Genomic DNA, 26984 nt, shown 5'->3' on the forward strand with positions numbered 1-26984 from the left:
GAAGCCCGCATAACGGACTTCAAAGTAATTATATATTAAAAAAGAGGAGAGAGAACTGGCTGGCATAATTTAGCCAGCAGTTTGGTGCGTGTAGACAATTCCAGGTTTCACTTGTTCGGAGATACGAGGATTTTCACCTGATTTTTCTCTTTCATCAGCGCTTCGAAACCTTCTTCGACGATCTCGCTCAGACCGATACGTTTGGTAACGAGCTTGTCAGGGGAGAAGTAGCCCTGATTCATCAGGCTGATAACAGCAGGGAATACATTGCGATATCCGATAATACCGGCGATATTGCGTTCCTGCATAACGATCTGGTTCGGATGAATCGGTGCTTCTCTCTCGAAAATGCTGACGATCATGATCTGTCCGCTCAGCTTGGTCGATTCAATCGCCTGGGTCAGTACAACCGGTACGCCGGTTACTTCATAGGCTACATCCGCGCCTCCGTCGGTCAGACGGTGGATTTCTTTGACCACGTCGACTTCGGCCGGGTTCAGGCCAATCGCACCGAGGGATTCGGCTGTTTTACGGCGTTCTTCAGACAGTTCGACCGCATAGATCTCGGCTGCACCGGAAGCACGCAGCGCTTCGATAACGAGCAGACCGATAGGACCTGCACCGAATACGACAGCACGGTCGCCGACTTTGAACTGGCTCTCGCGAACAGCGTACAGAGCGACAGCAGACGGTTCAACCAGAGCACCCTGTTCAAAGGAAACACTATCTGGAATTTTGTGTACCATATGCTCATCTGCGGATACATATTCGGAGAATCCGCCGCCACCGCCGGCAAGACCGAGGAAGCCCATTTTCTCACACAGATTATATTTGCCCTGACGGCAGGCTGTACATTTACCGCATGCAAAGATCGGCTCCACGACTACGCGGTCGCCTTCTTTGAACTTGGTTACACCTTCGCCCACTTCAACTACCTGTCCGGAGAATTCATGTCCCATCACGACAGGTGCTTTTTCATGAGTCAGCGGGTGAGGAGAATCTTTGGAAATGAAAATAGGACCTGCCGCGTATTCATGGAGGTCACTACCGCAGATTCCGCACCATTGCACTTTAATTTTAACTTTGCCTTCCTGTACTGCCGGTTCTTCAATCGTATCCACTCTTAAGTCTTTTACACCATGCCAACGTAATGCTTGCATCGAAGTCATCTCCTTATGAGGTCATGAGATTATAAGTTTGTTGCTATCGATAAGTATACACTATTTTAGGAAACGTTTCCGTTATTAATGATGTCACATTATAGACATACTGTCAAATGGGTTTCGGCAGGAACTGACGCCATGCTACAAGAAATAAGAAAAAATAAAGCTGTCGCTTGATATTCATATATCCTTATTATATCAGCTGGTTAGTAGATAAAATTTAAAGTAAACTATTCCTGAACGGTAAGCCGTATTATTTCCTTTTTTCCGTATAAGCAAGGAAGCCTGTTTCCTGTCAGCTATGGTATAATGTATGGAAGGAATGAAAAATTTCATAAAGGAATGGAAACGATTCCGGTAAGAGGAGAATAACCCGGCATGGCCAATAGAAAAAAAGTAACAATTGAAGATGTAGCCAAAAAAGCAGGAGTCGGTATAGCTACCGTATCCCGTGCTCTGAATGATAGCGAAGGCATCAGTGCCAAGACCAAGGCACGCATTCTGGAGATTGTGGAGGAGATGGGCTTTATTCCGAATACGTCTGCCCAGAGCCTGAAAATACGTCAAACCCGCCAGATTGCACTCGCTGTACCCGATATACGCAATGCGATTATTCCCGATATTGCCTGGTCGGTCGAACAGGCCGCCAAGCAGCACGGCTATCGTGTCGTACAGATCAATACGCTCGGCAATGCCCGGATGGAGCTGGAGACCCTGCGTGAGATCAAAAAGCTGCATGTCGATGGGCTGGTCATTATGCCGCTGGCCTATCCGAAAACGCTGGAGAACCTGATCAACCAGTCGGCTATCCCCATATCGGTCATTAACTACAGCAAAAAGCTCAGCCCCGATCTCAAAGCCGATATTGTCGGCATGGCCCGTCCGGAAGGCCGGCTCGTAATGGAGCATCTGCTGCAGATCGGTCGTACCCGGATCGCATATGCAGGAGCACCCAAGGACAAGATCGAAGAGCGTTATCTGGCCTATGAACAATCCCTCCGCCATGTGGATACGTCACTGGTGTACTTTGGCGAGGACTTCACCTTTGAGACCGGCCGCCAGGCGGCGGATTACTTTTATAATCTCAAAAATATGCCTGACGCCATCTATGCGGTCAACGATATGGTCGCGATCGGTCTGGTGAACCGGTTCAAGGAACTGGGCGTCCGTGTACCCGAAGATGTGGCTATCGTCGGTATCGATAATAACCTGTGGACGACAGTTACCACTCCGCAGATCAGCTCGGTATCCATTATGGGCAATGAAGTGGGCAGACTGGCCGCCGAACTGCTGCTCAAGCGCATCCAGTCACCGGAGCATCATGAATATGAACGCGTGGAATTTGAGCCAAGGTTGATTGTAAGAGAATCGAGTCTGGCGGCAAGGCATTATTCACGCGGAGAGGAATAAATCGAACCAGTCTTCAAAAGTCAATAATGCTATCCAATTGAGAACGTTTACCATTGACAAAAGCAGTCTCCTCCCTCATAATCCATAGATGATAATGATTATCATTATCTAAAATTGGATACATACAGAGGAGCTTATAACGATGAAAAAGGGTTTAAGCGGAATCGCACTTATGCTGGTTCTGATGCTTGCACTAGCAGGCTGCGGAACAGCTGGAAATACGAAAGCTGAAGGAGAAGCTACATCGGCAGGCGGCGGATCAACAGAAACTGCAGGTCCGGTGACGATCAAACACAATCACGGTGAGACCAAGCTGGACAAGCCTGCACAGCGTGTCGTTACATTGGAGTGGACATTTACCGAAGATCTGGTCGCTCTCGGCGTACAGCCAGTGGGTAATGCAGATAACGAACAGTACAAAATATATGTGAGTCCGGAAGCGGCGCTGGGCAGCGATGTAACCGATGTAGGGATGCGTAATGAGCCCAATCTGGAAGCTATCGCAGCGCTGAAGCCGGATCTGATCATTTCCAACTTTGACAGCAACAAGGATATCTACGACCAGCTCAATACGATTGCACCGACGATCGAGTATAATCTGAATACCGGTAACGGTTATGATTATGACAAGATGGTTGAAGTGTTCAACAGTATCGCTACAGCCGTAGGCAAAGAAGACCAGGCCAAGCAAGTGCTGGCTGATCTGGATCAGCATTATGCCGATGCCAAGGAGAAACTGGCAGCAGCAGGCAAGTCGGATTTCCATTATGTAATCACTCAGGCGTTCACTTACCAGAATGCAGCAAGCCTGCGCATGTTCCTGGATAACTCTGTTGTTGCAGGTACACTGGCGAAGATCGGACTGATCAATGACTGGAAGTCGGATAAAGTAGAGAATTACGGTTTCTCCACAGTGGGGATCGAAGCACTGTCCAAAGTTCAGGACAGCAACTTTATCTACATCACCCAGCCGGATGACGATGTATTCGGTGCAGCCATGAAAGACAATTCCGTCTGGAACGGACTGAATTTTGTCAAAGAAAAACGTACGTATCCATTGGCTGGTACTACATGGACATTCGGTGGACCGGTATCTTCCAAAGCACTGGTAGATCAGGTAGTTGGAGTTGTTACGAAGTAAAACGATAAATGTGTATCGATATGAAGCAGCCTGCAGATCCGATTCTGCAGGCTATTTTTATATTTTTTATTCAATTTATAGATTATGCTCCAATATTTGCTGTAAAGTAGGATCAGTTAGAATGAACAAAGACGAGTAATAGTGTAGTTACGGACTTTCAACTATAACAAGGAGGATCAGAGTGAGAAATTTTAAGCCATTATTGGATTATGCATTACTTATGCTGCCAGGAATTATATTAACCATGTTATTGATCAAATTTTTTCCGTATACCCGATTGGCCAGAATCGTCAGTATCCCTGTAACATTGTTTATCAATACATTCATTGTTTTAGGCTGTTTATTAATTCCTTATTGGAAGCGCTAGTTTACTATCTTCAAAATTGTTGTTGCTGTATCGTTAACGATTTGGGTTACCATCGCATTTTATCCACAGGAATCTTCACCACCCATTACCATTCAGGCAAGAGAAGCAATATCAGCAATTGGTAATATCGATAATATGACACGGAAGGATTTGGATCCCAGTAATCAAGAGTTAAGAGACAATTATGTAGTAGCACTATACAAGTTCAAAAATGAAATACCGATTGATGGAACCTATCAGCTTTATGGCCGTGATAATGTATATTTTTATGAATACAGTATTCACAGCCTTAAAGATATACCTTCCAAATTAATAGGACATCATAAATTGATGTGGTGGTATCTTTCAATATTTAAAAATGAAGATGGTTAATGTGTAAATTGAGCAGCTTACATATATAGTAGCAGCGGTAAAGAGGATACTGGAAAGAGCTGAATTGTAAAACAGACTGCCCATAAAGGACAGTCTGTTTCTAAATTATTGAAGTAGCGGAGCGAGTTGTTCAGCTTCTTGCATAACTGTTAAAGATTGTGGCTGCAATTTTTGATAATTTGCGAGAATTTGATCAGCATAGCTCTCATCATCGGTTTGAAGATAACTTATCGTTTCCTGCATCATATCATTTTGTACAACCAGCAAATTCCATACATGATCGCGGAGTTGTACTACATCCTTACGGACCTTGGAATCACTAATACTGGGAAAAGGAACAGCTTTCAAATTTTGCATGCATGTACTTACATTGTCGGCATGCTCTTGGAAAATAACCAACATTTCTTTGCTGGTGAGCTCTTGATTATTTTCAAACAACTGATTTGGTTTCTGCAGTTGTTGTCCTATATAGGTTCCTGCTTGCATGTAAGTCTGCAAATACTGCTGAATATCTTTTTTTTCCTGAGGAGATAAAGGAGATGCAGTTGTTGGCGACGGATTGGAAGAATGATTCATCTCAACGGAAGTGCTCGTTTCTACCGAAGTGCTGCCTGCAGAAACGCTGGTCTCTACCGAGGTGGTAGTCTTTACGGTTGCTGACACATTACCGGCATCCGAGCCATTCTCCTGGGTTGGAGGATTACTGGTATTGTCAGTATTGCTGGTATTATCAAGATTACTAGCATGCTCAGTACTGCGTATATCGTCGTCGTTCTCGGCATAATCATCGTTCTCGACATTCGCATTGTCTCCCGCCTGATCAGTGCTCCAGGTGGATGAGGAAGAGGAGATTCCGGTATGATCGGCGGGCAGAGTGTCCTGGGTATTTCCGCAGCCGGCCAGAACGAGAATCACGGAAGCTGGTAAAATCAGCTTTTTAAATAGCATCATTGTGCACATCCTTATTCGTATAAAATGAGTGTGTCCGTAGGCATTATCTATGGACATGGAGATTTATGTAGTTAATAAGACCTAATTTATTGTAGGACTAATCATAGCAAATGATAGGATCAATCACAACCTGTTTTATAACTTGAAGACGGCCCAATATCGGGACAATGCCACCTATCCAGTATTTACATCTATCTGTAAATATATCGGATCATAGGCACCATTCGATAACATACAGAGAAAAATACATAAATCCGCCGCCTAACAGTTCTCTACCGACAGAATGAAAAAGGTAAAACAAAAACCGCCAAACTCTGTATTCACAAAGTTTAGCGGTTTGGTTTTACTATTTCCTTATGACATGCTATGTGCTTTTGCAGTCGACGTTTTACCCATTTCCGAATGGACTGGCTCCGAGGTCTCGTGGTGCCATTCTTCTTCACGTGCGGTGTGCAGTTCCTGTTTGTTCTGATGAAGTTCCTTGATCATATGCCGGTAAATAAAAGCTTCCTGCTGGGATAGTCCGCTGCGGTTTTCTTTCAAAATCCAGTTCTCCACGTTTTTCTTCAACATTTCGCTTTTGCGTTCCAGTGCTTCTGTATAAGTCAAGTCTATTCATCCTCTCACGTTTTCTAATGTCGAATATGTGCCAACGAATCACAACTTGAAGTTACACTCGACGTAATATTTACCATTATACGGCAAAGCCTCCCAGCTCCCAAACCGGATCAGACGAGCTGAACTCTGCTGAGAAAGCCTGACCAGGGAAGAGGAAGATTCAGCAGAGGTATTCAGAAAAGTACTCCCATATCCTCGCTTATCCTGCCATAACATCGTAAAGTGTCATATTTATGACGTATCTATTATCGCAGATTATCCAAATGAAAAAGACCGGAAGCATCTGCTCCCGGTCTGCTACAGACTATACAAATTCCTGTATTAGACAACCCCTTGCATAATCATCGCATCGGCTACTTTTTTGAAACCGGCGATATTGGCTCCGGCGACCAGATTGCCTTCAAACCCGTATTCTTCCGAAGCTTCTACGCTGTCCCGGTAAATGCGCTGCATGATCTGTCGGAGCTGTCCATCGACCTCATCGAAGCTCCATGACAGCCGCATGCTGTTTTGCGCCATTTCCAGTGCAGATACGGCAACTCCGCCAGCATTGGCAGCCTTGGCCGGGCCAAACAGAATATGATGGGATAACAGGATATCGATCGCTTCCAATGTACTTGGCATATTCGCGCCTTCAGCGACCGCGATCAGACCATTATCGATCAGCTGGCGGGCAGCATGGGCATCCAGTTCATTTTGCGTCGCACAGGGCAGCGCAATCTCGCAGGGAATACTCCAGATATTCGCACTGCCTTCATGGTAGGAAGCTTCCAGATGATGATTGACATAGTCGCTGATTCGGCCGCCTTCCACCAGCTTGATCTGCTTGATCGTATCCAGTCGGATTCCTTGTGGATCGTGAATATAACCGCCAGAGTCGCTGCAGGCTACGACATGCGCGCCCAGCTCCTGCGCTTTCTGAATAGCGTAGATCGATACATTACCGCTGCCGGACACGACTGTAGGGCGTCCGCCCAGTTCAAGACCACGCGCAGCCAGCATCTCCTGCAAAAAGTAGATACACCCATAACCTGTCGCTTCTGTCCGGCCCAGACTGCCGCCGTATCCAATACCTTTGCCGGTCAACACGCCAGGCTCATTGCCGCCGCGGATGCGCTTGTACTGTCCAAACAAATAGCCGATCTCACGTCCGCCCACCCCGATATCTCCGGCTGGAACGTCGGTGTCAGGACCTATATATTTATGCAGCTCAGTCATAAAGCTCTGGCAGAAGCGCATAATCTCCATATCGGATTTGCCTTTCGGGTTAAAGTCAGACCCGCCCTTACCGCCGCCGATCGGCTGCCCGGTGAGCGCATTTTTGAAAATTTGCTCAAATCCGAGAAACTTGATAATGCTCGCATTTACACTTTCATGGAAGCGCAGTCCGCCTTTGTATGGACCGAGTGTGCTGTTAAACTGCACACGGAACCCGCGGTTGACCTGTACCTGTCCATGATCATCCACCCACGGTACACGGAAGGAGATCAGGCGCTCTGGTTCCACGAGTCTATCCAGAATGGCGTGCTGACGATATTCAGGATGTTTCTCGATCACAGGTGCCATAACTATCGAGAAATTCACTGACTGCCTGATGGAATTCCGCTTCATGCGGATTGCGTGCGATGACTGTCTCGTAGACAGACTGGATATAATTTTTGCTCGTTGATTCAATGCCTGCTGTCACTTGATTCATAATGGTAATGTGCCCCTTTGTCATGTGAATTTGATGTAAGTAATCATTAAACTTCCTTTTAATGGAGATAACCAATGATTTGCTCTATTTTTTGTACAAATGGGTAGAATAAATGGATATATATACGCTTAGCTCCGTTAATTACATGTTGCTGCGTTTTTCGATAAGAGCTCTCAGATTCTTCTCATTGATACCATCCTGGCAAAAGTTAAGTAATTGATTGACAGGGATCTTGGTACGATCTACAATCTGCCCCAGATGATAGCCGGTATGTTCCACCAGGTGATACAGACTGTGCATGTCGATATCGTCCGGATGACGGGTGATCAGCGTATTCATGACATTATAAAATATATCAAAAGCGTTGTGGACCTGTTCTTTTAGCTCTTCTGAAGACAGGTTGGCATCGGGGAAATGATCTTCGATTCCTCCCACAAATCCAGGATGATCCTGCTGGGAGATTTTAAGAAACTTATGTAATAATGGATTCTTAGACATGTTTGTATTTCCTCCTCTGTATATTTGAATACATTCAGGGCTGCGCAGAGTAAGAGCCGTATTAGATAGGTACAGTAAAAGATAGGAGGTGAAGACGTATAAGGTGTATTTTACCAGATTAGAAATACATAAAATCCAATTAAAGGAGCATTTTCATGATCAAAAGACCCATACCTGTCGCTATCATCTCCATACTCGTTCTGGCTATTGGATTTCTCAATCTGATTCTGATTTCCATGACCATCAATCGCAATCTGCCGGTGCAATCCATAATTTACAGTGGTACGCCTGACATGATCAATATGATCCTAGCCTACCTGGGTGGCCTTTTGTTATTTGTAGGCGGTATTCTGGCTTTTAGAGGAGAAAATACAGGTCGCTGGATGATTGTAGGCTGGTGTATCCTTGCACTGATTCTGTATGCAGATTTTATCATTCCAAGAGTGGTATATCTGGTGATCGTGCTGCTGATACTATTCAACAAATCCGCAAATCGATTCTTCAATAGCAAGCGCAGCTTGACAGCAGAAAGCATCTAAGTTCCCCTGGGAATGAACAAATCGATCAATGAAGAAACCGATCAATAAAGAAAGTTGCTTAATCCATAGGCGGCTGTATAAATGAACAAAAAGAGACCGCGAATACATTTCGCAGTCTCTTTTTGTTCATTTATACAGGATACGCTTCTATCTATTTCAATCGAAAACGTAACTATCTCCCAATTGATCTTAAACATTAAACTCAAGCATTCCCTAGTTCTTTACGCTCTTTGGCATACTCGGCGGTCGCTGTGAACAGCACATCGGAAGAAGAGTTCAATGCCGTTTCACAGGAATCCTGCAGTACGCCAATAATAAAGCCGGCACCAACGACCTGAATCGCAATTTCATTCGGAATCCCGAACAGGCTGCAGGCAAGAGGGATGAGCAGCAGAGATCCGCCAGCCACACCGGACGCACCGGCAGCTGCCACAGCAGAGAGAAGGCTCAGGATAAAGGCAGTGCCGATATCGACTTCAATACCGAGTGTATGCACGGCAGCCAGTGTCAGCACCGAAATGGTCACGGCTGCGCCGGCCATATTGATCGTCGCACCTAACGGAATGGATACCGAGTACGTATCCCGGTTGAGGTTCAGCTTTTCACACAGTTTCATATTGACCGGAATATTGGCAGCTGAGCTGCGGGTGAAGAATGCAGTGATCCCGCTCTCTCTCAGGCAGCTGAGCACCAGTGGATACGGATTGCGGCGAATATTGACGTACACGATCAGCGGATTGATCACCAGGGCCATGAACAGCATGCAGCCAATCAGCAGAAGCAGCAGCTTGCCGTAATCGAGCAGCGAAGCCAGACCGTTGGCTGTAATGGATTCATACACCAGCCCCATAATGCCCAGTGGCGCCAGATTGATCACCCATTTGACGATCAGAGAGACGGCATCCGAGAGATTGGACAGCATGCTTTTTGTACTGTCTTTGGCATTTTTTAGAGCTACGCCGAGCAGGATTGCCCAGGCCAGAATACCGATGTAATTGGCGTTCATCAGCGCATGAACCGGATTGTCGACCACATTGAGCAGCAGCCCTTTTAATACGTCGACGATGCCGCCCGGTGGCGATAGATCCTCTGTGCTCTGGATAAGGGATAGATTGACCGGGAAAAGAAAGCTTGCGATAACCGCGATCAGACCTGCCAGAAACGTGCTTAACCCATATAATGCAATTATGGATTTCATATTCGTAGGACGTCCTTTTTTGTGCTGCGAGATCGCAGACATGACGAGGAGAAATACCAGAATAGGCGCAACCGCTTTGAGCGCGGATACAAACAGGGAACCAAAAATGCCGATTCCAGAAGCATTCGGGAAGGCCAGGGCCAGGATAATCCCGACGATAATCCCCAATAGGATGCGTTTCACCAGACTTATTCGGTTCCATTGATGCAGCAATGTAGTCATAATTCTCCTCCGGTCCATTTTATCGGTAACTTTTACTACTAATAATCCCGCTTCACAGCGATAAAGCGAGTAAGCATTTAGATATTAGTTTACCATGAAAAATTGTGTTTGCAATGGAAAATATAGAGTATAATCACTTCAAGCCAAATACATAAATAGTAAGAACCAATACAAAACAAAAGGAGCGGAATCATGTCTTATAATGTCCATATTACCAGAGCGGAATACTGGAATGAAGGAATAATATAAAGGAAGGAGCATTCTCATGAGACTAATCATCCTGTTCGGTCCGCAGGCAGTAGGCAAAATGACCGTAGGCCAGCATCTGGCAGCCAGAACGAATATGAAGCTGTTCCACAATCACATGTCGATTGATCTCGTATCCCAATTTTTCGATTACGGCACTCCTTCCGGCAAACGGCTCGTGAACCTGATCCGGCGCGAGATTTTCGAAGAAGTCTCTCGGAGCGATCTGGAAGGTCTGATTTTTACCTATGTATGGGCGTTCGATCTGCAGAGTGACTGGGATTACATAGAAGAGGTAGCTGCACGGTTTGAAAGTAGAGGCGGGACGGTCTATTACGTCGAACTCGAAGCGAACATGGAGCAGCGAATACAGCGCAACAAGACGGAAAATCGCCTGCAGCACAAACCTACCAAGCGCGATATCCAGTGGTCGGAAAAGGATCTGATCGAGACCCATGAGCAGTATCGATTGAATTCACTGCCCGGGGAGATACAGAAGACGAATTACCTGAGGATCAACAATACCGCTCTGGACGCAAAAGCTGCAGCGGAAATGATTATAACCAGATTTGCATTGTAAACGTTCAATATCAAATAGAGCCCAATTGGCCGGAAAGGATGACTTCTATTGATTATTGTAAAAGCAGAGCTGTCCCATCTCCATCAAGTAACAAGCCTCGCTATGCAGCTATGGCCGGACAATATAGAGTCAGAACTTCGTGCAGACTTTGCGGAAATACTGGATTCTCCGACGGATATCGTTTATCTGGCAAATGCAGAGGACATAAGTGTCGGCTTTATCCATATGTCCCTCCGGCACGACTATGTGGAAGGCTCCGACTCCAGTCCGGTTGGCTATGTCGAAGGCATTTACGTCGATCCAGCTTTTCGTTATAGAGGAATATCCACCAGGCTGCTGGCAGCAGGTGAAGAGTGGTCAAGGTCACTTGGCTGCAGCCAGATTGCTTCGGACACTGAACTCGATAACCACGGCAGTCAGGAATTTCATAAGAAGCTGGGATTCGAGGAAGCCAATAGAATAGTAGCTTTTATCAAGGATCTGGATTGATCAGCGGAACCTGAAAAAGCAGTAGTAAGCATACTATATACCTTCTGACAAAAAGAATTCGGAGCAGCGGGTCTTTGCTTTTTATATGCTCGTAGGTTTGCTGGTCGTTACGGCTGTGGTATTATTATTTTTGCGACGATTACGTCTATCTATGCAGCACTGGCAGTGTACCTTGTAGTTCAATCGTTGTTTATTGCAGTAGGACTATGATGGAAATATTCGTCTAGCCTTTAGAACTGAACAGATAGGTAGTATAGTGTATTTTAAAATATAATATTACGTGCTGAAAGAATCAGGATTTTTAGATGTATATCATCTAGAAGTCCTTTTTTTTATTAAAAAGCAATTCCAAATTATTGGAACAGGTGATAATATAAGGAGGCAATAATAATGGGTATTTATCTGACTTACTTAAACAATCAACGAATCGGAGTACAGCTGGAACGGTATGGTGCTGAAGAGCGAGCAGGAGTTCGTTCGGTAACCGGCAGAAAATGGATACCAGAGAACAAAATCTGGACGATTCCGTATACTCGTGCTGCCTTAACGCAATTACTTCAAGCTTATCCAACCGACTCATTCAAGTGCGATAACGAACTGAGTTCGAGAGATTCCTATCTTGTCGATCAGTTAGAGCATCACAATAAAGAAGAGCGAGAAATGACTCTTGCTCCAGAACATGAACCATGGAATCCTACACGAAAACAAGATCTGATTAATGCACTGAAAGCAAGAGGATACAGTAATAAAACCATTAAAGCGTATACCTCTCAAGTGCAACGTTTTATTGCTGCTAATATTAATCATGAAATAGAGAGTCACTGTACTGCTGTACAAAAATATACTTTATCTTTACTCGAGAAAGATCGTTCGCATGCTTATGTGAATCAAGCGATCAGTGCGATCCAATTCTACTTTCGATATGTGTTGCAGCAACCCCATACTCATAGCGCTTACGTTCGTCCCAAGAAGGAAAGCAAGCTGCCAGGTGTGCTGTCGCTGGAAGAAGTAGTGCGTTTGTTAAAAAGTGTCGTTAATATCAAACATCAGGCTATTCTGTATCTAACGTATACGGCAGGTCTGCGAGTAAGCGAGGTTGTGCGTCTTCGTATAGAAGATTGTGATTATGAACGAAATGTGATTCGTGTTCGTCAGGGGAAAGGTAGAAAAGATCGCCAGACACTATTATCTGAAGTAGCGGCTTCGATCTTAAAGCAATACATAGAACTAGAAAAGCCAACCGTCTGGCTATTTCCAGGACAGCGAACAGGACGTCATCTCACCGAACGATCCGCACAGAAAGTATTTGAGAAGGCGCTTATTCAAGGCGGAATTCGCAAGCAGGTGAGTATACACTCGTTAAGACATTCCTTTGCTACCCATCTGCTGGAAAATGGAACGGATCTTCGCTATATTCAGGAGCTGCTGGGACATCAGAGTGTACGAACCACGGAACGTTACACGCATGTGAGCAAGCGTAATATTGGGAATATTCAAAGTCCGCTTGATCGGATGGAAGGCTTCTAAAGGCTATGTGAGAGATTCGAGAATACAGCGATATAAGAGTGATTACAGAAGTTCGTAAATATTACGTTATATGCCATTTAGAGAGGATATAAAACAATGGAGATAAAAGTAGAATACAAGGATGCAAACGGACAAATACACAATCAGAAACATAATTTAACAAAAATTGCTTTTGCTAAGCATCTAGCAGTAGCTGGGCAAGGTTATGCTCCAAGGCTTCGTAAAATACTGAGAACGGTCGGAATGCTTCTCCATTATAGCTATTACATGAAAGATAATGAGATGAGAAAAAATAAATTTTCTCAACCACCTGCCAAGTTGTCAGACCCGACTGAAAAAAGTCAATTTTCTAATCTTGCAGGTAAAGCAATAGCCGATTTTTTATCAAAACAAATTGATAATAGTAGATTCACAGTCAATTATGAAGCTGCAATGAAACTAAATAAATTACCGATTATTGGTGAACGTCCAGACTTAATAGCTTTTCAAAACAATAGTATGTTTTCTATTGAGGCTAAAGGTTATTCTGGTTCATATGGGGATATGAATGCTCATAAACTTCAATCTCAAAGTGGAGGTATACCTGTAAATTTTTCAATTGCTTCAGTTTCTTATAACCTGTATAAAGGAATTCGTTGCAAATATTATGATCCTATAAATGAAAAAGTAGAATTCAATAATGAACTTTTTGAGAAGGTTACAAAAAAATACTATCAAGGACTATTAGAGTATTTAGATGAAGAATACTTTACATATGAATTAATTGAAATTCAAGGTGAAAAATTTTATGAAATTGATTTATTCAGCGAGAAAATATTTGAACTGCTTTATACTGAAATGCCGTTGTCTTGGATATGCAAATGGAAGATAGGAAGGTATTATAGACCTAAATTGATTTTACCGGGAAAAATAGAAAGTTATGCGAAAAAAGGTCTTAGTAAGGATGATAATGCATTCAATTTAGAAGATAAGCAGCAAAACGATTTATATATTGATAATGATAGGGTCGGTCTAAAAATGAGATATGTAAACGTCACATAACATAATATTCAAGCGGCGGCTCCTGACGGACCCTTGGTCTGCTGGATGGATTTCAGAGAAGCGGGCTCAGCAGACACATCCGACTTCGTCGGACGTCGCGAATACAGGAACGTTAGATGAAATCATTAACTTAAGTGAGGAGAAAAAAATGAGAAGAACAATAATGTATTATCCAAGCATAGAAATTCCTGATGGGGATTGGTTCAGAAATGCATTGCTTTATTGGGATGAAGTAAGTTCGATTGTTCCTAGAAGTATGCAAAGAGATCTGTATTCAAATAATCGTATTATAAGCGAATTGAATGACGAAGGGTATTATCGTGCAATACATCCTGATTATTTAATGAATAGTGAGCGTTTGCCTGATTTTGAGAAGGAGTGTGTAAGAAGAATTAAATATTATAAAAAGATGGTAGAAAACCCGAAAGCGAGAATAAATACTCGAATGAATTCAATTCAATCAAATAATAGTGGTTTAAAAAGCAACTACTTTATTCATGATGATAAATTATCATATCAAATTAAAAATTTGCTTGAAAGAGAAGGTTTAATGACTCGTAGAGAACAGTGGAATGAATTAGATAGTAGGTTAGCTATAATCTATATGTCAACTTTGGCCAAGTATATAGCCTTAAGTGATGTTCATCAAACTGTAATTGGTACAGATCAAATTAAAGATATCAATGATGTTTATCCAGTAAAGTATGGATCTAAAAAGCCAGGAAATTATAAAACACCTGTGTTCAATATCGTGTTCAATTACTTGCCCACACCTAGCAGTGATGTTTCGTATAAAAGTATTATAAAGTTCAAAAGCAAGTATAAAGAAGATTTACTTTCTTTTCGTAACACTATAAATGACTTTGAAAAAAAGATTAGTAATTGTCCAACTGAAACTGAATTGAAAGAAGAAATAGTTAAATTTAAAGAAGTAATCGAAAAAGGAACAAGAGAAACAACAAGAATGTTAAAGGGCGCAGGGGTGAATTGCTTCTTATCTTCAGTTAGATCAGTTATAAATCTCAAGTCTCCAACTATGCTTGCTACTTTGTCAGGAATAGCGGGAAATGAGTTATTAAATGTTTCTCCTTCAATGAGCTTAGCAGGGGTTGGTATAGCAGGAGCTATAGATGTATCAGTTAACTATATGAATATTAATAAAACAACAAAAGATAAACTTGCAGATAAGGGATTTTTATATCTTTATCATGCTAGACGTAAAGGGATAATTAATGACTTCATCTAACATAATATTCACGCTGCGGACATACGTCCTTGGTCCGGCATTCGCCGGACACTCGACATACGTCGAGTCGTGAATACAGGAACGTTATCAGAAATTCATATAAGGAGAATTACTAGTGAATACTATTTGGAATAACATTGTAAGTTCTACTTCTTTAATAAATACCATAACTATATTTTCATTGATACTAACAGTAATTTTTTTTATATATCAAGAACAACGTTCTAGGAAAGAACATACTAAAGAAAGACTAAGATTAAGAGATGAAATCACAAATTTGATAATAAGGAATCATGTTAGTAACGGAGTTTCTATATCGGCAATTGATTTACAGGTTGTGATAGACGGATTTGAATCACTCAGAAATAGTCAGCTTAAGTTAAGTACCATTGAAGTGATAGAAATGATATATGCAAAAGTATATGAGAATGAACATATAAGTAATGATATGCGAGTTCAATTGCTTAAGGAACTTGAAGAGATTTTAAGTAATTATTCAATAGGTTTGTTAGAGAATAAGCTTGCTGAATATCAAGAACCAAGTATAGGGCCACGAATGATGGCTACCATATCCTTTTCTTTTTTTTCAGTATTACTTGCTCTGGCTAGTTATCTTAGATTGAATGAAAATATAGATAGCATTGCTTCTTTTGCTATAACAATAGCTTTATTTTTAATTTATTTATATATCACTCCAAAATTAAATTTACGGGTTGCAAAATTCATCAATGGCAGAGACGAGAATGAGACAGAAAATCAAGCTTTATTACCCAAAGATAGTCAGCTTAAAATGTCTGAATTTGATAATGTAGAAGAAGTAGAATTCGATCAATTGTTCAAAAATAAAGAGTTTATTATTAAAGTTATGGAGCAAAGAATGATTTTTGAAAAAATTCTAAGTAATCTTTATATGAAATTTTTTAATGAAGAACAAAGATTGTCTACTTTTCGAATGATTTCTTTATTGGTAAGTAAAAATATATTAGATAAAACTTCAGCACAATCTTTTAAAAGATTATATCAATATAGTAGCTTTGTAATACATCAAGGTGAATTGCATCCAGAAGTAACTTCTTATGAAGATTTATTGAATAATTTCAAGTCAGCAATCGTAATACTCAACCAAACTATTAAAAGTCTAGATGATAAACAGGTCGTAGAACGAAATTGAAAGAATAAAATTCTGACAACATAATATTCACGCGGCGGGCATACGCCCTTGGCCCGGCATTCGCTGGACACCCGACATACGTCGAGTTGTAAATACAGGAACGTTAGCTGAAATGCAAAAAAGGAGGAGATTGAGAATGCAGTCTAAGCCCCATGAAGTTTATAAAGAATTAGTTGAAAAAAGAGAACTTCTAGATAATTATTTCGATTTATTTATTCAGTCAGTGAAGTCTAGTCTTAAAGATACAATGTTGACAACTGACTTCTTTATTGTGGCTATTGCTCAGAGAAGTATTGATATTATAGAAGCTTACAAGCAGGTTGTTGATAGTTGGAATATTACCTCAGCAGGCCCTCTTATCAGAATGCAATTGGATAATTTGCTAAGGTTAATCTACATAGCAAAAGCGAACAATAGCGATCAGATTACGTTAGAATTATTTAACGGGAAAACGTTTTATCAACTTACTGATGATGAAGGCAAAAAGTTAACAGATGCACGTTTAAGACAACATGCAAAGGACCATTATTCATGGATTGATGAGATTTATAAAAAAGCATCTGGTTTTATACATTTTTCTGAAGTGCATATGAGAATGCCGCTTGAAAAGTCGGCAAAAGAGGGAACTATAAATTTTTCCATTCGAAAGCCTAGTTCAGATAAAGTCACTAAAGAAGATATAAAGTCGTATTTTGAGATAATGATACTAATTACCAATGAGATATTAAGATACATCCTGTCTTGGGCAAAGCATAAAGAAGTGAACTATGAATAAGTAGAAACTGATTTCAAAAACATTTAGGTTTAAAGATTACTTAATAAGATGCAATAGCAGCTAACATAATATTCACGCTGCGGACATTCGTCCTTGGTCCGGCATGCGCCGGACACTCGACATACGTCGAGTCGTGAATACAGGAACGCTAGATGAAATCGTCGAGATTCTAAAAAAATATTTTGGAGGTGGGCATATGAAGTTTAAGGAGATCATTCCTATACTCCGTATTTTTGATGTAGTTAAGACAAGAGAATTTTATTTAGATTACTTAGGATTCAAAGTGGATTGGGAGCACCGATTTGAAGCAAATTCACCTCTTTACATGCAGATATCAAAGAATGATTTAAAGTTACATTTAAGTGAACATTATGGAGATTGCAGTCCGGGAGCTGCAATTAGAATTGAATTAGAAGGAATCAATGAATATCATAGGGAACTTATTGAGAAGAAATACAATTTTTCCAGACCTAGATTGGAAAGTACACCATGGGGAAGCGAAGAATGCTGTGTCATTGATCCATTTGGAAATAGAATTATTTTTTATGAATATAAAGAAGAAGATCAGTAATATAACAGAAATCTTTGTAGGCAGTTCAAGGAGTCGACGACATTATCTAACACGACATTCATGCATCAGGGCATACGCTCCTTGGTCCGTAGGAAGCATTTTCGAAGAAGCTGATTCAGCGGACAACCCTGCATCACCTAACCGCGTCGCAGCCGGAAATCCTGGGAGACTAAGATAAGAGCTATCTTAGTCTTCTGGGTTTCCAATGGTGAAGGTTCGTGAATGCAAGAACGTTATAAGAAATCAGCGCAAAAACTCAAAATCTACAAGCATCTACTTTCAAGAAAAAAAAGTATAATTACCATGGCAAACATATTTCATCTAAATAGGAGGTTGTGTAAATGGCATTTCCAACACATATTATATCGGCTGGCGGAATTGTTGAAGACGAGAAGGGAAACATCCTGTTAGTAAAAGCTCATGACGATGGTTGGGTTTATCCGGGTGGAATAACTGAAGTTGGTGAGAACTTGATTGATGGCGTAATTCGTGAAATCAAAGAGGAAAGTGGAATCGATGCTACTGTTAGCCATTTAATCAGTGTCGTGTCAAACACAGCGATACATAAGTGGTATGACGGTGTGACTGATGTTCCAACGAAAGTAATGTTTGATTTCGTATGCAAATCTTTAGGTGGAGAGTTATCTACATCTGAAGAAACAAGTGATTGCAGGTGGGTTCCAAAAGAAAATGTGCTAGATATGATTACTCTACCTGCAATCCGCATGCGTTATGAAGCCTATTTGAACTTTAACGGGTCTGTAAACTATATTGAATACGTTACTGCGGTAACGTCAGAATGTAATATCAAACTCCAGAAGCATGTTTAGTTGCACGAGACGTGAACTGCATATGTGTCTCGAAGAAGGCGCTGACATCTTACAACATAATATTCACACTGCGGACATTCGTCCTTGATCCTGTAGTAGCCGGACACTCGACATGCGTCGAATCGTGAATACAAGAACGTTAGGTGAAATTGCTGTGAAGAATTTATTAAAAAGGAGAGAAAGTCATTGAATCTAGAGCAATGGTTTACAATTGAAGAAATCGACCCTATGACTTTTGTCATCAGTGAATATGGTCATTGGGAAAATGTACACTCTTATTTAGTTATAGGTGAAGAATATGCGGCTCTAATTGACACAGGAATAGGGATAGGAAATATTAAGAATGTAGTCGATCAATTAACCACTCTACCCATTAAAGTGATCACTACACACGTTCATTGGGATCATATTGGAAGCCATGGACAGTTTAATGAAATATATGTGCATGAATTAGAAAAAGATTGGTTAGAGAATGGAATACCTGGGTTACCGCTTGAAGTAATCCGTCATGATGTGAACCGAGATATTTCTAAACCTTTGCCTATTGATTTTAACATAGGAACTTATGAGCCATTCAGAGGGAAACCTACTGCTGTATTGAAAGATAACCAAACGATAGATTTAGGGAACAGAAAGTTAATTTGCTTACATACACCTGGGCATTCACCCGGACATCTTTGTATTTATGAAGAAGAACGCGGCTATTTATATACGGGTGATTTAGCTTACAAGGGTACGTTATTTGCTTTTTATCCAACAACGAATCCACTTTTGTTTGTCAAATCCCTAGAGAAGATCAGTCAAATCGAGCATATTACTAGAGTGCTTCCAGGACATAATGAATTAGATTTAAATCAAGAATTTATTCATAGATTAAGCAATGCAGGACAAGAGCTTTTAAATAAAGGATTAGCTAGACACGGAACAGGAATACATGAATATAAGGATGTGAAATTCTATTTCTAGGTATTCGAAGAAGACAGCAACATCACCTAACATAATATTTACGCTGCGGGCATACGCCCTTGACCCGGCATTCGCCGGCCACCTGACGGTCATCGGGTCGTAAATACAGGAACGTTATCTGAAACCGGAGAGAATCTTATGAAAGGACAAAACCAATGATAAATAATCTAATGTTAATTGAACCGTCTTCTCAATATAAAAATGAATATTTAGATATGGTTACTGAATGGAAAAGTTCAGGGGAGAAGCTTATACCTTGGGTTTTGCGTTTTGATAACGAAAACTTTCAAATCATGATTGAGGAGCTTAACCATTTAAGAACTGATAAAAATCTCGAAGAGAATAAAGTAAACAGCTCGACTTTCTGGTTAGCAAATCAGGATAGAAGATTATTAGGGGTAGTAAATATTCGTCATAGACTTAATCATAATCTTTTACACATAGGAGGGCATATTGGATATGGAATAAGACCTAGTGAGAGGCAAAAAGGATATGCAACTGAGATGCTTAGACTAGCTTTACTTGAGGCTAAGAAATTAGGAATGAGTAGGATTCTTGTAACCTGTGATAAAGATAATATAGGATCAGCAAAAACAATAATAAATAATGGTGGAATATTAGATTCAGAGGAATTTGTAAATGATATTGAAATACAAAGATATTGGATTGAAATTAAGAACTGAAATTTTTGAATGGAATTCGAAGAAGACACCGGCATCCGATAATATAATATTCACGCTACGGACATTCGTCCTTGGTCTGGCATACGCCAGACACCCGACATACGTCGGGTCGTGAATACAGGAACGTTAGGTGAAAGATCGGCAAAGATTTTATAAAGTACCTATATAACAACCGAAAGGAGACAAATATGAATCCAAAACTATTTGCGTTGGTTAAGACAATAATAGACGAGTGGGATCCCGCAGAATTGCTTGCGATTCATTGTCCAAGTGATGAATACCACTCAGAAATCAGAGAAATAACAATATATATAGAACAACAAGAAACGATAAGTGAGAATGAATTAGGATATTATATATACAAGATATTTAATGATTATTTAGGGGATCAATTTCAAGAGACTAAAGAGAAGAGTATTGAAATTAGTAGAAGAATAATAAATGAAATACATGACAAGACGTATTTCAGCTGAACAAAGAAGGCTAATCCTCCACATAACATAATATTCACGTTGCGGCTCTGTTGGAGCCTTGGTCTGCAGTTGGATTTCGAGGAGGCATTTCAGCAGACAACCCTTCAAGGTTCGTGAATACAGGAACGTTAGCAGAAATCAGCGGGAAGGCGGTTAAATATGAAAAGAGGTTTATCTTTTCAAATACCAAATAAATATGGTAGCTTTCTAAGAGAGATTTTGAGGCCAATAAATATATCTTCATATAATTGGTATATAGGAGGTGAAGAATCATATCTTGTTATAAATCAGGAGTTAGATGAACCGCTTTTTCCAGAGATGATATGTGGGATGAACGGGGAAGAACTGAAAAATATAATTGAAAATAATATATATTATCTGATTTTTGCAAATCTAAATGCTTTTCCAATTGGAAAGAATGCCACGGAATTAACGACGTATAAAGAGTATATTGAAAGTGAATGTTTGTTATCATTATTGATCATTGATAGTAGTTATGTTTCTATTTACTGCAAAGATCCAAACTTGATTGAAAGCCTGTATAAAAACGCATTGAATAAAAACTATGAAAAACTTAAATATGTAACTGATGATAATGACACTAGAACAAAGCTCTCTGTATGGTAATTGGTTTCTTTTAAGAGTGATACTTAAGTTGATTCATGGAAGTCACTGACATCTGTTAACATAATATTCATGCTGCGGACATTCGTTCTGGGTCCATTATACGTTGGATCGTGAATACCACAACGTTATCTGAAATCCTTAAATTGTATTAGGAGCATTCAATATGGACTTAATTAAATTTGAAACTAATCTATTGTTTTATAAAATATATAAGAATATAGCTTCAGGAAGCGACTATTTAAATTGGAGCTTTTCGTTACTTGAGAATGATGTGGAATCAGAATCATTGTTTAAACTTTCGTCAATGAGTAAAGCCGATAGTCTATTTATATTTGAAGATTTTTTTTATAAATCACTTGAGGAAATGGGATTGAAAAGCCCCACTGATGAAGAGACTGTGAAAGCACATATTATTCTAATGTGTCAGGAGATTGTAAATCAAAAGAGTGATCTTCTAATGGTTGCAAGTGACATATTTAGAGAGGTAGTTGAATTACATTATCCAGACGATTTGGTTGTATGGCTTGAAATTAATGATGCTATAGATAGAGTTATTTATGACAATGAGGGAGAGAAGAAAAATGAAGATGCACTAAGGAAACGAATAATTTATGAAGCCAAAAAATACTTATCCATACAAGAAGCAGAGGACATCATATAACATAATATTCACGACTCGACATACGTGGAGCCGTGAATACAAAAACATTATATGCAATGCCTGCAAGAGCATGAAGATCAAGATCAAATTACCATGAGGTGATTTTTATTATGGGATCCAGAATCATGCATTTGATTATCGGTCATAAAATTGCCGAGAGATTAAATATCGCGGATAAAGCTTCATTTTTGCTGGGTAGCATTGCTCCAGACGCCGTGATTACAAAAGATGAATCTCATTTCTACAGAGGAGAACATCAGAACTTTACAAGATACATAGACTATCAAGAATTCCTGGATAAATATAAATCACACTCAAATGACCTGTACGTGCTTGGGTATTTTGCACATTTAATTGCAGATGAGCAGTGGATGAAGGGATTTTATATGCCTTGGCTGAGAAATCGAATGGAAGCAGATCCTGGAGTGTATCCACTGTACCACGATGATTTCAAATTACTGAATGGAAAGCTGTTGGAGTACTATGATTGTACTAATGAAATGAGAAAAGCCATTCATAACCAAACGGATGAAGTCATTGATCTGGATGAGGTGAAGTCCAGTGATGTATCGGAATTTGTTCCTTATGTATTAGGAGATATGGAATATGAACAACAAGTACTACATGAACCGCTGAATGTATTTAGTTTTATACAGATCCAAGGATATATCGAAACATCAGTCAATGTCGCAATAATGAATTTACAACAATTATGCAGGAAAGAAAAAAAGGACACTATATAACATAGTAATTAAGGAGATAATTTATGAAGGTTAAGATATTCTTATTATATTTTATTACGATACTATGTTCATCTTGTCAAAATAGTAGTCAATCGACCATGTTGAACAGCGAGACTAAATTAATAGTGAATTCTGAACTGCCTCCTGATGAAGTGAGTACAAGTGACATAACAGAATCAAACAAAATAACTGAAAGCCGGTCAGATCCTTCCCATAATGCAGTGTTACCCATGAGCATGGGGAACTATGATCTAAAAGGAGAATTTTATGATGAAATGCTTCGAAATCCTATAGATCAGGATTATGAAGTGGAACTTAATGAATTGCAAAATTCTAAAGAAATTGTGACAACATTGGGATGGGGAGCGTTGGAAAGCAAATATACAGAGATTTGGGATAAAGAGCTGAATCAAATATATAAAAAGCTTCTTGCTAAGTTGGATCAAGAATCAAGAGAAGCACTAATTGAATCACAGAAAGAGTGGTTACAGTATCACCTGAAAGAAAGAGAATTTGTAGAGAAGACATTTATTAATAATGGTTACCTTGGTTCACAAGGATCGGTAAGTCTGGGTACAGCTATACGGGAGAGAATTAGGGAAAGAACCATGCAATTATTTGAATATCGATATTTGCTGGATGGTAAAGTTGAGTTTGTATACCAAGGTGAAAAATAGAATGGAATATTGATCAAAAGTTTTAGGTGATATTACGTTCGTTTGGGCTGTATAGTGAAGGCAGCATCATAGCAGATGCAATTGTAGAACCGCAAAATTGGAATAATACACTGATGATCTGGCATCTTCAGGTCAATGAAAAACACACAAGAAAAGGCTATGGGAGATTACTGCTTAATCGGGTGAATGATATGGCCAGGGAGAAAGGCTTCAGGGCAGTAACGGTAGAAACTCAAAATACCAATGTGCCTGCAATTCATTTTTATATGAATTGTGATTATGGTATTGAAGGGATTGATGTATCACTATATTCAAATAACGATACAACGAACGAAGAAATAGCTTTGTATATGAGGAAGAAGATTGAATAGAGAGTAACTGTTGAACCATGAACATAAAAGTTATCGCAAATCATTTCTTCAAAGGATTTATCTAGATCGATCGACCTCGTCTATTATGGCTATGTAGATTAAATCCTGATTTGGATATTGATTTATATGCAAGTGGTAATGAATTGGAATAGATCCAGGCAGTCAGGTAACATTACAATTTATATGCTGCTGCGGGCCTATCTCCTCGATTTGACAGAGTCGGTCCTTCGGTATAGGTTGGAGTCAGCTCTATACGAAAGTTATGTGCAATACTACAAAAGCATACAGTAAAGGAGATCTTCTGCAAACGACGAGGAAATGAGAATTTACGAATACCAAGTTTAATTTGAATATAAAGGAGTGAATTCATTGCAATATAAAAGTTTTGAAGAAAGAGTCATACGAATGGAATACTATCTATCTTTAATGCGGGATATGGTCATTGATCCGGAAGCTTATGCTTTATGGGATTATATTATGAGCGAGGAATTGAATGAAGAACAAGCAAATAGAATGATTAGTTTATTAAGAAAGTACCATGCTCAGCTGCAATTGGGTGAAGTTGAATTAAATAAGTTTGTAGAATCCGCACTCTATTTGGATTTAAAGCATTTGCTGGACTCATTCGGAAAACCGGCAAATGAGAAAGCTGCTTACAGCATTATTATTCGAGCATCAAAACTTCCTATCTTTCCTCATTATGCTGTACTATTGCAGAACTCAAAAAAAGAGGAATGATTTTTGAAAACAAAACGGCAAGTAAGTTGGATTTTAATGTAAATTTGAATATGGGCATCGAGATCAACCAGGTGAACAATATCAAATTGATGACCAATCAATTACTGAGAGGCGGATCTCATGATCACATTTGAAAAGGGAAATACAAAGTTCAATTTTAGAGTCGCCGGAATTGCTATTCATGATAATCGGGTTCTATTACATACAACGTTGAAGGATGGCTTTTGGAACCTACCGGGAGGGCGGGTTGAATTCAATGAGTCGACAGATCAAGCCGTCGTGAGAGAGCTGCAAGAAGAGCTGGATATTGAAGTTCAAAATGATAAATTACTCTTTGTGAATGAGGATTTCTTCGAATACGATGGCAAGCCATTTCATGAAATTGGGTTTTATTATTTAATCTCTTTTCCCGAGGGGCATGAAATCACAAAGTATGAGGAAGAATTTCATGGAGTCGAAGATGATGGAAGACTTATTTTCAAATGGTTCCCTATTGATCAATTGAGAGAGTTAGAAGTCTATCCTGAAATCTTACGGACCGAACTGCTTACATTGAAAAGCAGCAATCATATCCAGCATTTTGTGAATCACCGATAAACTCTTGGGAAATCTGGAGCAAAGGAGCTGAAGGATTGAGAATATTATTTACTTTAATGTTAGCAATATTTCATAAAGAAATGGGACTGTATATCACGATGGAAGTCAAAGAATCAGATCAATATATACGGAGTGAAGATTATGTGGTGTTGAAATCAAGGTAGCATCGCCTTATTTAAGCTACATTCAGTACCAGGAATGCTCCGAACTGGACACCGCTCTTTCATAGCAGCGGCGTCACCAACTTCACTTCCGGGAAGCGGCGGTCCGTTCCTTTCATCAAGGCACCGTCTCGATCTTTCAAATACATATCAAAAAAATCCAGCATACAGGCATTAACCACAGTGCTCGCCCGCTCCGGTACAATCTTGCCCGTAACTCCCAGCAGACTGAATACCGGAGAAACGAACTGCACATCGGTAAAATTCAAATGCTCTGTGTTCGCGATATAGAGTACCTGTCCCCCTTTGCCGATCGTGGCGCGCATCCGATCCAGCTCCAGTTTTTTGTCTTCCGCTACCTGCTCTTCCCACTCTCTAGTAGAACCCATCTGTTCAATCTCTGCATCCGTATAGACCTGGTGCTCCATTACCCTTTGTAATTGGTGAAAATAGCTCTCCGAGGTAATGAACAGAAACGGCTTGCGCAGACTTTTGCCGTCATGCAGTCCATACAGCCCTCCATCCAGATCGATACCAACGGTGATCCGCGGATCATAAGCAGCGTCGTACGATGTTGCTCCGCCAATCGAGTGACCGAACACCCCGATATGAGCAAGATCCAGCTTTCCCTGAAGAGGACTCGGCAGCTGCCCGGACTGTATGAGCTGTAATTGATCCAGCGTAAATGTTACATCATCGGTTAACACTTTGCCGAGCTGGTCCCGACTCTCTCTGCCTGTCTCGTAATCATCTTCTGGCGAGAACAGATTCTTGGTGGTATTGGTAGTGATTTGGCCATCCGGCAGCTCGGTTGCGAAGGTGTTATATGTATGGTCGATCACTGCCACGATATATCCATGACTCGCCAGCTCTTCGGCTTGTGAAGTATGGAGGAATCTGGATGAGCCATTGCCGGGATTGGCGAGGATCAGCGGGTAGAAGGGCTGTACCGAAGAGACTTTGGCTCCGGCATAAGAGTGACTGGATACGTACTTCAGATGCTGGAAAGTAAATCCGGGAAGGCCATACTCTGCAGCCATGTAACCTAGAATCCGGGTATCGGGAATCATGGGCGCATACTTGCCGGTGGGTGCTTGAGCCGGATACCATAGCTGTACCATTAGCTCACGCTTGCCATTTTTGGCTGCAGCAAAAGTCTCGTTCCGGTGGGTGTCCACGAAATGAAACGTCTGCGTGCCTACCTGGAATTCACCTGTCGGTGCAGGCAGCTTGAATACCGGAAAAGCATACAGTAGACCTCCTGTGACAGCCAGCAGGATTGCCATAGCGGTATAAGCTGTACCTGACAAGAATCGTGGGAGTTTTTGAGGAGCTGACTTTCTGAAATAGCCATAACCCGAAATGGCTAAAAAAATGATGGCTATACCGTAGGAGAGCAGCAGCTGGATTCTGTATCCTTCTATTGTCCAGTGAATGACCATTACAAGTGCAGCAATCCCGCTTGCAATGAACATGGGAGCGCTGCGTCGTTCTTTTCTTAACAGGATCGATAATGCTAACAAACCGATAGTTGTGAGAAAAAGCAGCAGTTCAAACAGTCGCATTGTGATTCTCCTTTTTAAAAGCGATTTGGGGTGGCGTATGAGAAAATTGTTAAGTGCTATCTGAATAAAGA

At 40.6% G+C, this 26984-nt stretch carries 28 protein-coding genes and 1 pseudogene; 22 read left to right on the forward strand and 7 right to left on the reverse strand.

Annotation, left to right across the window (positions count from 1 at the left end; translation table 11 throughout):
* Positions 1 to 107 precede the first annotated feature (107 nt).
* Positions 108 to 1160, reverse strand: a complete 1053-nt coding sequence (locus M1D61_RS06345; RefSeq protein WP_458121605.1) for a 2,3-butanediol dehydrogenase — start codon at positions 1158 to 1160, stop codon at positions 108 to 110.
* A 381-nt stretch (positions 1161 to 1541) separates the two neighbouring features.
* Between M1D61_RS06345 and M1D61_RS06350 the strand changes: the two genes are divergently transcribed.
* Together M1D61_RS06350 and M1D61_RS06355 are read left to right on the forward strand one after the other, a co-directional pair.
* Entirely contained in the window at positions 1542 to 2573 is a 1032-nt protein-coding gene (locus tag M1D61_RS06350) for a LacI family DNA-binding transcriptional regulator (protein WP_458121606.1), read from the forward strand.
* Positions 2574 to 2715: 142 nt separating this feature from the next.
* Positions 2716 to 3714: an ABC transporter substrate-binding protein gene (locus tag M1D61_RS06355; RefSeq protein ID WP_458121607.1), complete on the forward strand. Its 999-nt coding sequence runs from the start codon at positions 2716 to 2718 to the stop codon at positions 3712 to 3714.
* Between the two features lie 844 nt (positions 3715 to 4558).
* Here the strand turns inward: M1D61_RS06355 and M1D61_RS06360 are convergent.
* The 4 genes and pseudogenes from M1D61_RS06360 to M1D61_RS06375 all read right to left on the reverse strand — a co-directional run bounded on the left by M1D61_RS06360 (position 4559) and on the right by M1D61_RS06375 (position 8216).
* Positions 4559 to 5404 carry a hypothetical protein gene (locus tag M1D61_RS06360; protein ID WP_458121608.1) on the reverse strand — a complete coding sequence of 282 codons (846 nt, stop codon included), beginning with the start codon at positions 5402 to 5404 and terminating at the stop codon, positions 4559 to 4561.
* Between the two features lie 354 nt (positions 5405 to 5758).
* Positions 5759 to 6013, reverse strand: a complete 255-nt coding sequence (locus M1D61_RS06365) for a hypothetical protein (RefSeq protein WP_046213536.1) — start codon at positions 6011 to 6013, stop codon at positions 5759 to 5761.
* A 330-nt stretch (positions 6014 to 6343) separates the two neighbouring features.
* A pseudogene (gene gdhA / locus M1D61_RS06370) lies at positions 6344 to 7718 on the reverse strand (NADP-specific glutamate dehydrogenase).
* A gap of 141 nt (positions 7719 to 7859) precedes the next feature.
* Positions 7860 to 8216 carry a hypothetical protein gene (locus tag M1D61_RS06375; protein ID WP_458121609.1) on the reverse strand — a complete coding sequence of 119 codons (357 nt, stop codon included), beginning with the start codon at positions 8214 to 8216 and terminating at the stop codon, positions 7860 to 7862.
* Between the two features lie 155 nt (positions 8217 to 8371).
* Here M1D61_RS06375 and M1D61_RS06380 point away from each other — a divergent pair, with 155 nt between their 5' ends.
* The gene (locus tag M1D61_RS06380) at positions 8372 to 8755 is read left to right on the forward strand and encodes a hypothetical protein (protein ID WP_458121610.1); all 384 of its coding nucleotides are present in this window, start codon (positions 8372 to 8374) and stop codon (positions 8753 to 8755) included.
* A gap of 202 nt (positions 8756 to 8957) precedes the next feature.
* Here M1D61_RS06380 and sstT read toward each other — a convergent pair whose 3' ends face one another.
* The gene (sstT, locus tag M1D61_RS06385; protein WP_458121611.1) at positions 8958 to 10175 is read right to left on the reverse strand and encodes a serine/threonine transporter SstT; all 1218 of its coding nucleotides are present in this window, start codon (positions 10173 to 10175) and stop codon (positions 8958 to 8960) included.
* Positions 10176 to 10440: 265 nt separating this feature from the next.
* Between sstT and M1D61_RS06390 the strand changes: the two genes are divergently transcribed.
* The 19 genes from M1D61_RS06390 to M1D61_RS06480 all read left to right on the forward strand — a co-directional run bounded on the left by M1D61_RS06390 (position 10441) and on the right by M1D61_RS06480 (position 25187).
* Positions 10441 to 11001: an AAA family ATPase gene (locus M1D61_RS06390; RefSeq protein ID WP_458121612.1), complete on the forward strand. Its 561-nt coding sequence runs from the start codon at positions 10441 to 10443 to the stop codon at positions 10999 to 11001.
* Between the two features lie 48 nt (positions 11002 to 11049).
* The gene (gene aac(6'), locus M1D61_RS06395) at positions 11050 to 11490 is read left to right on the forward strand and encodes an aminoglycoside 6'-N-acetyltransferase (RefSeq protein ID WP_458121613.1); all 441 of its coding nucleotides are present in this window, start codon (positions 11050 to 11052) and stop codon (positions 11488 to 11490) included.
* 390 nt (positions 11491 to 11880) lie between these two features.
* Entirely contained in the window at positions 11881 to 13017 is a 1137-nt protein-coding gene (locus M1D61_RS06400) for a tyrosine-type recombinase/integrase (protein ID WP_458121614.1), read from the forward strand.
* 96 nt (positions 13018 to 13113) lie between these two features.
* The gene (locus tag M1D61_RS06405; protein ID WP_458121615.1) at positions 13114 to 14058 is read left to right on the forward strand and encodes a hypothetical protein; all 945 of its coding nucleotides are present in this window, start codon (positions 13114 to 13116) and stop codon (positions 14056 to 14058) included.
* Positions 14059 to 14206: 148 nt separating this feature from the next.
* Positions 14207 to 15304 (forward strand): DUF6236 family protein, encoded by a 1098-nt coding sequence (locus tag M1D61_RS06410; protein ID WP_458121616.1) that lies wholly within the window; start codon positions 14207 to 14209, stop codon positions 15302 to 15304.
* Positions 15305 to 15419: 115 nt separating this feature from the next.
* Positions 15420 to 16475 carry a hypothetical protein gene (locus M1D61_RS06415; RefSeq protein WP_458121617.1) on the forward strand — a complete coding sequence of 352 codons (1056 nt, stop codon included), beginning with the start codon at positions 15420 to 15422 and terminating at the stop codon, positions 16473 to 16475.
* A 136-nt stretch (positions 16476 to 16611) separates the two neighbouring features.
* Complete coding sequence (locus M1D61_RS06420) at positions 16612 to 17250, forward strand: hypothetical protein (RefSeq protein ID WP_458121618.1); 639 nt, start codon at positions 16612 to 16614, stop codon at positions 17248 to 17250.
* 196 nt (positions 17251 to 17446) lie between these two features.
* Positions 17447 to 17821, forward strand: coding sequence for a glyoxalase superfamily protein (locus M1D61_RS06425; protein WP_458121619.1), 375 nt, complete (start codon positions 17447 to 17449; stop codon positions 17819 to 17821).
* A gap of 341 nt (positions 17822 to 18162) precedes the next feature.
* Entirely contained in the window at positions 18163 to 18651 is a 489-nt protein-coding gene (locus tag M1D61_RS06430; RefSeq protein ID WP_458121620.1) for an NUDIX hydrolase, read from the forward strand.
* Positions 18652 to 18879: 228 nt separating this feature from the next.
* Positions 18880 to 19617: an MBL fold metallo-hydrolase gene (locus M1D61_RS06435; RefSeq protein WP_458122429.1), complete on the forward strand. Its 738-nt coding sequence runs from the start codon at positions 18880 to 18882 to the stop codon at positions 19615 to 19617.
* A 155-nt stretch (positions 19618 to 19772) separates the two neighbouring features.
* Entirely contained in the window at positions 19773 to 20300 is a 528-nt protein-coding gene (locus M1D61_RS06440) for a GNAT family N-acetyltransferase (protein ID WP_458121621.1), read from the forward strand.
* Positions 20301 to 20488: 188 nt separating this feature from the next.
* Complete coding sequence (locus M1D61_RS06445; RefSeq protein WP_458121622.1) at positions 20489 to 20773, forward strand: hypothetical protein; 285 nt, start codon at positions 20489 to 20491, stop codon at positions 20771 to 20773.
* Positions 20774 to 20932: 159 nt separating this feature from the next.
* Positions 20933 to 21400 carry a DUF2691 family protein gene (locus M1D61_RS06450; RefSeq protein ID WP_458121623.1) on the forward strand — a complete coding sequence of 156 codons (468 nt, stop codon included), beginning with the start codon at positions 20933 to 20935 and terminating at the stop codon, positions 21398 to 21400.
* A gap of 163 nt (positions 21401 to 21563) precedes the next feature.
* On the forward strand, positions 21564 to 22061 hold the full coding sequence (locus M1D61_RS06455; protein ID WP_458121624.1) for a hypothetical protein: 498 nt from the start codon (positions 21564 to 21566) through the stop codon (positions 22059 to 22061).
* A gap of 110 nt (positions 22062 to 22171) precedes the next feature.
* Entirely contained in the window at positions 22172 to 22804 is a 633-nt protein-coding gene (locus tag M1D61_RS06460) for a zinc dependent phospholipase C family protein (RefSeq protein ID WP_458121625.1), read from the forward strand.
* A 23-nt stretch (positions 22805 to 22827) separates the two neighbouring features.
* Positions 22828 to 23481 carry a lysozyme inhibitor LprI family protein gene (locus tag M1D61_RS06465; RefSeq protein WP_458121626.1) on the forward strand — a complete coding sequence of 218 codons (654 nt, stop codon included), beginning with the start codon at positions 22828 to 22830 and terminating at the stop codon, positions 23479 to 23481.
* A gap of 26 nt (positions 23482 to 23507) precedes the next feature.
* Positions 23508 to 23852, forward strand: a complete 345-nt coding sequence (locus M1D61_RS06470) for a GNAT family N-acetyltransferase (RefSeq protein WP_458121627.1) — start codon at positions 23508 to 23510, stop codon at positions 23850 to 23852.
* Positions 23853 to 24221: 369 nt separating this feature from the next.
* Positions 24222 to 24590: a DUF1878 family protein gene (locus tag M1D61_RS06475; protein ID WP_458121628.1), complete on the forward strand. Its 369-nt coding sequence runs from the start codon at positions 24222 to 24224 to the stop codon at positions 24588 to 24590.
* Positions 24591 to 24710: 120 nt separating this feature from the next.
* Positions 24711 to 25187: an NUDIX hydrolase gene (locus M1D61_RS06480; protein ID WP_458121629.1), complete on the forward strand. Its 477-nt coding sequence runs from the start codon at positions 24711 to 24713 to the stop codon at positions 25185 to 25187.
* Between the two features lie 223 nt (positions 25188 to 25410).
* On the opposite strand, the gene M1D61_RS06485 is transcribed toward M1D61_RS06480, so the two are convergent.
* Positions 25411 to 26913, reverse strand: a complete 1503-nt coding sequence (locus tag M1D61_RS06485; RefSeq protein WP_458121630.1) for an alpha/beta hydrolase family protein — start codon at positions 26911 to 26913, stop codon at positions 25411 to 25413.
* Positions 26914 to 26984 lie beyond the last annotated feature (71 nt).

Source organism: Paenibacillus sp. Z6-24 (assembly GCF_054161335.1).

Excerpts from the sequence above, each read along its gene's own strand:
- M1D61_RS06375 (WP_458121609.1), bottom strand. The coding sequence starts at position 8,216 with ATGTCTAAGAATCCATTATTACATAAGTTTCTTAAAATCTCCCAGCAG.
- M1D61_RS06390 (WP_458121612.1), top strand. The coding sequence starts at position 10,441 with ATGAGACTAATCATCCTGTTCGGTCCGCAGGCAGTAGGCAAAATGACC.
- M1D61_RS06430 (WP_458121620.1), top strand. The coding sequence starts at position 18,163 with ATGGCATTTCCAACACATATTATATCGGCTGGCGGAATTGTTGAAGAC.
- sstT (WP_458121611.1), bottom strand. The coding sequence starts at position 10,175 with ATGACTACATTGCTGCATCAATGGAACCGAATAAGTCTGGTGAAACGC.
- M1D61_RS06400 (WP_458121614.1), top strand. The coding sequence starts at position 11,881 with ATGGGTATTTATCTGACTTACTTAAACAATCAACGAATCGGAGTACAG.
- M1D61_RS06425 (WP_458121619.1), top strand. The coding sequence starts at position 17,447 with ATGAAGTTTAAGGAGATCATTCCTATACTCCGTATTTTTGATGTAGTT.
- M1D61_RS06455 (WP_458121624.1), top strand. The coding sequence starts at position 21,564 with ATGGACTTAATTAAATTTGAAACTAATCTATTGTTTTATAAAATATAT.
- M1D61_RS06480 (WP_458121629.1), top strand. The coding sequence starts at position 24,711 with ATGATCACATTTGAAAAGGGAAATACAAAGTTCAATTTTAGAGTCGCC.
- M1D61_RS06450 (WP_458121623.1), top strand. The coding sequence starts at position 20,933 with ATGAAAAGAGGTTTATCTTTTCAAATACCAAATAAATATGGTAGCTTT.
- M1D61_RS06440 (WP_458121621.1), top strand. The coding sequence starts at position 19,773 with ATGATAAATAATCTAATGTTAATTGAACCGTCTTCTCAATATAAAAAT.
- M1D61_RS06445 (WP_458121622.1), top strand. The coding sequence starts at position 20,489 with ATGAATCCAAAACTATTTGCGTTGGTTAAGACAATAATAGACGAGTGG.
- M1D61_RS06380 (WP_458121610.1), top strand. The coding sequence starts at position 8,372 with ATGATCAAAAGACCCATACCTGTCGCTATCATCTCCATACTCGTTCTG.
- M1D61_RS06420 (WP_458121618.1), top strand. The coding sequence starts at position 16,612 with ATGCAGTCTAAGCCCCATGAAGTTTATAAAGAATTAGTTGAAAAAAGA.
- M1D61_RS06405 (WP_458121615.1), top strand. The coding sequence starts at position 13,114 with ATGGAGATAAAAGTAGAATACAAGGATGCAAACGGACAAATACACAAT.
- M1D61_RS06350 (WP_458121606.1), top strand. The coding sequence starts at position 1,542 with ATGGCCAATAGAAAAAAAGTAACAATTGAAGATGTAGCCAAAAAAGCA.
- M1D61_RS06465 (WP_458121626.1), top strand. The coding sequence starts at position 22,828 with ATGAAGGTTAAGATATTCTTATTATATTTTATTACGATACTATGTTCA.
- M1D61_RS06345 (WP_458121605.1), bottom strand. The coding sequence starts at position 1,160 with ATGCAAGCATTACGTTGGCATGGTGTAAAAGACTTAAGAGTGGATACG.
- M1D61_RS06355 (WP_458121607.1), top strand. The coding sequence starts at position 2,716 with ATGAAAAAGGGTTTAAGCGGAATCGCACTTATGCTGGTTCTGATGCTT.
- M1D61_RS06360 (WP_458121608.1), bottom strand. The coding sequence starts at position 5,404 with ATGATGCTATTTAAAAAGCTGATTTTACCAGCTTCCGTGATTCTCGTT.
- M1D61_RS06410 (WP_458121616.1), top strand. The coding sequence starts at position 14,207 with ATGAGAAGAACAATAATGTATTATCCAAGCATAGAAATTCCTGATGGG.
- M1D61_RS06485 (WP_458121630.1), bottom strand. The coding sequence starts at position 26,913 with ATGCGACTGTTTGAACTGCTGCTTTTTCTCACAACTATCGGTTTGTTA.
- M1D61_RS06460 (WP_458121625.1), top strand. The coding sequence starts at position 22,172 with ATGGGATCCAGAATCATGCATTTGATTATCGGTCATAAAATTGCCGAG.
- M1D61_RS06435 (WP_458122429.1), top strand. The coding sequence starts at position 18,880 with ATGACTTTTGTCATCAGTGAATATGGTCATTGGGAAAATGTACACTCT.